General features: G+C 58.8%; 4 protein-coding genes. 3 read left to right on the top strand and 1 reads right to left on the bottom strand.

The window, feature by feature from the left end:
- The first annotated feature begins 415 nt into the window (after positions 1-415).
- On the top strand, positions 416-1510 hold the full coding sequence (apbC, locus tag D8V06_RS13495) for an iron-sulfur cluster carrier protein ApbC (protein ID WP_130931110.1): 1095 nt from the start codon (positions 416-418) through the stop codon (positions 1508-1510).
- Positions 1511-1602: 92 nt separating this feature from the next.
- On the opposite strand, the gene D8V06_RS13490 is transcribed toward apbC, so the two are convergent.
- On the bottom strand, positions 1603-2361 hold the full coding sequence (locus D8V06_RS13490; RefSeq protein WP_130931109.1) for an SDR family oxidoreductase: 759 nt from the start codon (positions 2359-2361) through the stop codon (positions 1603-1605).
- A gap of 163 nt (positions 2362-2524) precedes the next feature.
- Here D8V06_RS13490 and D8V06_RS13485 point away from each other — a divergent pair, with 163 nt between their 5' ends.
- Together D8V06_RS13485 and D8V06_RS13480 are read left to right on the top strand one after the other, a co-directional pair.
- The gene (locus D8V06_RS13485; RefSeq protein WP_056853587.1) at positions 2525-3256 is read left to right on the top strand and encodes a HugZ family protein; all 732 of its coding nucleotides are present in this window, start codon (positions 2525-2527) and stop codon (positions 3254-3256) included.
- 66 nt (positions 3257-3322) lie between these two features.
- On the top strand, positions 3323-3799 hold the full coding sequence (locus D8V06_RS13480; RefSeq protein ID WP_056853586.1) for an FxsA family protein: 477 nt from the start codon (positions 3323-3325) through the stop codon (positions 3797-3799).
- The last annotated feature ends 247 nt before the right edge of the window (positions 3800-4046 follow it).

The raw sequence follows: 4046 nt of genomic DNA, 5'->3' as shown, positions 1-4046 counted from the left end.
CACAAATAGCTCCCTCCCCACAGGGGTGTGTTTGCCACAAATCATCAGTGGGCATGCCGTCCTTGAGCTGATGCTCAAACCCGAGTACGGGCAGTTTGAAGAAGAAAGGGCTGTTGTGGCGAGGGAGCTTGCTCCCGCTGGGTGGCGAAGCCGCCCCGAACCCTGCAACACGGCGCTGTCAGGAGGATCGCGTCAACCTGATTGCGACTGCTGCGCAGCCGAGCGGGAGCAAGCTCCCTCGCCACAGGGATGTGTTTGCCACAAATAGCTCCCTCCCCGCAGGGATGTGTTTGCCACAAATAGCTTCCTCCCCACAGGGATGTGTTTGCCACAAATCATCAGTGGGCATGCCGTCCTTGAGCTAGAACGGTTAGGATACCTGCCTGATTTTCCAGCCTTGTTATCGGAGTTGCCCATGAGCGCCGTCAATCGCGCAGCGGTGGAAGCCGTCCTTCGCCAATACACCGACCCTTATCTGAACCAGAACCCGGTCAGCGCCGGGTGCGTGCGCAACATCGACATTCAGGGCGACCGCGTCAGCGTCCAGCTCGAATTGGGTTACGCCGCCGGTCTGTTCAAGAGTGGCTGGGCGCAGATGCTGGAAATGGCTATTCAAGGCCTCGAAGGTGTGTCCAGTGCAAAAGTCGACATCACCAGCGTGATTGCCGCACACAAGGCTCAGGCGCAGATCCCGGGGCTGGCCAACGTGAAAAACGTCGTGGCCGTGGCGTCAGGCAAGGGTGGCGTGGGCAAATCCACCACCGCGGCCAACCTGGCACTGGCCCTCGCCCGCGAAGGCGCCAAGGTTGGGATTCTCGACGCCGACATCTACGGTCCGAGCCAGGGCATCATGTTCGGCATCGCCGAAGGCACCCGCCCGCAGATCAAAGATCAGAAGTGGTTCGTGCCGATCCAGTCCCACGGCGTCGAAGTCATGTCCATGGCCTTCCTGACCGACGACAACACGCCAATGGTCTGGCGCGGACCGATGGTTTCCGGTGCCTTGCTGCAACTGGTCACCCAGACTGCATGGGGCGATCTGGATTACCTGGTCATCGACATGCCGCCAGGCACCGGCGACATCCAGCTGACCCTGGCGCAGAAAGTCCCGGTGGCCGGCGCCGTCATCGTCACTACCCCGCAGGACCTGGCATTGCTGGACGCTCGCAAGGGCGTCGAAATGTTCCGCAAGGTCAACATTCCGGTGTTGGGCGTGGTGGAAAACATGGCCGTGCACATCTGCTCGAACTGTGGGCATGCCGAGCATTTGTTCGGTGAGGGCGGCGGGGTGAAACTGGCCAATCAGTACGGCGTCGAACTGCTGGCTTCGTTGCCGCTGGCGATGGCCATCCGCGAACAGGCCGATGGTGGCAAGCCAACAGTGATCGCCGAGCCGGACAGTCCGATAGCACTGGTTTATCAGGAACTGGCCCGCCACGTCGGTGCGCGGATCGTATTGCAGGAAGCGTTGACGCCAGCGATGCCGAACATCAGCATCAGCGACGATTGATTCGCTTTTTGCAGGAGCCAGGCTTGCCGGCGAAGGCGGTCTAGAGGACGCCTTCGCCGGCAAGTCTGGTTCCTGCAAATTCTGGGTGAGCCTTAGATGCGCAACCCGCCATCCATCTCCAGAATCCGCCCGGTGTAGTAGTCGTTCTCGAAAATGTACGCCGCCGAATGGGCGATTTCTTCCGGCTTGCCCATGCGTTTGAGCGGAATCCCGGCAGTCATCTTCTCCAGCGCTTCAGGCTTCATGCCCAAAGTCATTTCGGTTTCGATGAAGCCCGGTGCAATGCCGGCCACGCGAATGCCGTAGCGCGCCAGTTCCTTGGCCCAGGTCACGGTGGCCGCAGCGACGCCGGCCTTGGCGGCAGAGTAGTTGGTCTGGCCGATGTTGCCAGCGCGGGAAATCGACGAGATATTGATAATCGCGCCATTGTTGTTCAGTTCAACCATTTTCGCCGCAACTTCACGGGTGCACAGGAATACACCGGTCAGGTTGACGTCGATCACTGCCTGCCACTGCGCCAGGCTCATTTTGGTCATTTCACCGTCCTTGACCTTGAGCAGCAGGCCATCGCGCAGGATGCCGGCGTTGTTGATCAGGCCATGGATCGCACCGAAGTCTTCGGCGACCTGGGCAACCATGTGCGTGACTTGTTCTTCGTTGGCCACATTGCACAAGTAAGCGCGAGCTTCGACGCCTTTGGCTTTGCAGGCGGCGACCGCGTCATCGAGTTTTTCCTGGTTCAGGTCAACCAATGCCAGCTTCGAGCCTTTGCCAGCGAAATACTCGGCCATGGAGCGGCCTAAACCCTGGCAACCGCCCGTGATAATGATTACTTTGTCAGTGAGTTGCATTCGCATGCCCCGGTAGCAGGTCTGAGTGGTTTCCTTGCTAGATAGCCTCTCGATCTGCGCCTGACCTGGCTTGGCTGCACATGAGAATTGCCCGATGGCGTGCTGGGACTTTCCAGCGCAGCCCGTCCGTTTTTTTGACGGATTCTATATAAGGAGTCATAAATTGAGCGTTGAAGCGGCTAAGCATGCACGAGAATTGCTTCTCAAGGAATACCGTGGAGTGCTCTCGACGCACTCCAAAGCAATGCCCGGTTTTCCGTTCGGCTCAGTGGTTCCGTATTGCCTGGATGAGCATGGCCGACCGTTGATCCTGATCAGCCGTATCGCGCAGCACACGCACAATCTGCAAAAAGATCCGAAATGTTCATTGTTCGTCGGTGAACGCGGCGCTGAAGATGTACAGGCCGTCGGTCGACTGACTTACCTGGCCGAAGCCCGACAGCTGGAAGACGCCGCGGCCATTGACGCCGCTGCCGAGCGCTATTACCGCTACTTTCCGGAATCGCAGAGCTACCACACCGCCCATGATTTTGATTTCTGGGTACTGACGCCGGTCCGTCATCGCTACATCGGTGGATTCGGTGCGATCCACTGGGTCAATGAGCTGACGCTGGCCAACCCGTTTGCCGGCAAGGCTGAAATCAGCATGGTCGAGCACATGAACGCCGATCACGCCAAAGCGATTGCCCATTACGTGGAACTGGCCGGTTTGCCAAAGACTTCCCCGGCGCAAATGGTCGGCATCGACAGCGAAGGCATGCACCTGCGCATCGGTCAAAGCCTCTACTGGCTACCGTTCCAGGCACCATGTAATACGCCGACACAAGTTCGCGAAGCCTTGGTTTTCCTGGCCCACGCTGAGCATTGGCCGAAAAATGAAGTGGCCGACGCTTGAATTCACGAAACGGCGACGTCATCTAAGGTGAACTGGCAAGGCATTCTTGCGTTGAGGAACCATTTGATGCGCCCTTTTTTGTTGCTCTTTCTGCTGTTCCCGGTGTTGGAGCTGTTCGTATTCGTCAAGGTGGCAGGGGCGATCGGGTTTTTCCCGGCCCTGCTGCTGGTAATACTCGGTTCGATGTTCGGTGTTTTTGTGCTGCGCATTGCCGGCCTGGCCACCGCACTGCGTGCCCGTGAAAGCCTGAACCGCGGTGAGCTACCGGCCCAGACCATGCTCGAAGGTCTGATGCTGGCGCTGGCCGGTGGCCTGTTGATCCTGCCCGGCTTCATCAGCGATGTGATCGGCCTGATCATGCTGTTGCCGATCAGTCGTCGTCTGCTGGCCAATAAAATGCGCCAGCGCGCCGAGGAACAGGCGATTCGCCAACGCGCGTTTGCCGATGACCTTCAGGCCCGTGGCGGCCCCGCACCACGCGAACCGCTGGGCCGTGAGCCCAACGTGATCGAAGGCGAGTTCGAACACCGCGATACCAAGTAATTCAATCTATCGACACGGCACCTTCGGGTGCCGTGATCGTTTGCGGGGCATCGACATGAAAATTTTTCGCTGCCGGCCCTTGTAATCAGCTTGTACGCCCTTATGTAACGGTCACCGCAAGGTTTCTGGCGATCACGCCAGACAGACTTCCGCGGTTCGCTCGACGAACCGCACCCGGCACCGCCGGACTTTGTTAAACCCGCCGGGACTACACCGGCCGATGAAAACCACAATTAGGAGAGATCGA

The organism is Pseudomonas sp. Sample_24, assembly GCF_004307605.1.
Taxonomy (GTDB): domain Bacteria; phylum Pseudomonadota; class Gammaproteobacteria; order Pseudomonadales; family Pseudomonadaceae; genus Aquipseudomonas.
Note: the sequence above shows the minus strand (reverse complement) of the source record. Positions and strands in the feature narration are given on the sequence as shown.

Excerpts from the sequence above, each read along its gene's own strand:
- apbC (WP_130931110.1), top strand. The coding sequence starts at position 416 with ATGAGCGCCGTCAATCGCGCAGCGGTGGAAGCCGTCCTTCGCCAATAC.
- D8V06_RS13490 (WP_130931109.1), bottom strand. The coding sequence starts at position 2,361 with ATGCAACTCACTGACAAAGTAATCATTATCACGGGCGGTTGCCAGGGT.
- D8V06_RS13480 (WP_056853586.1), top strand. The coding sequence starts at position 3,323 with ATGCGCCCTTTTTTGTTGCTCTTTCTGCTGTTCCCGGTGTTGGAGCTG.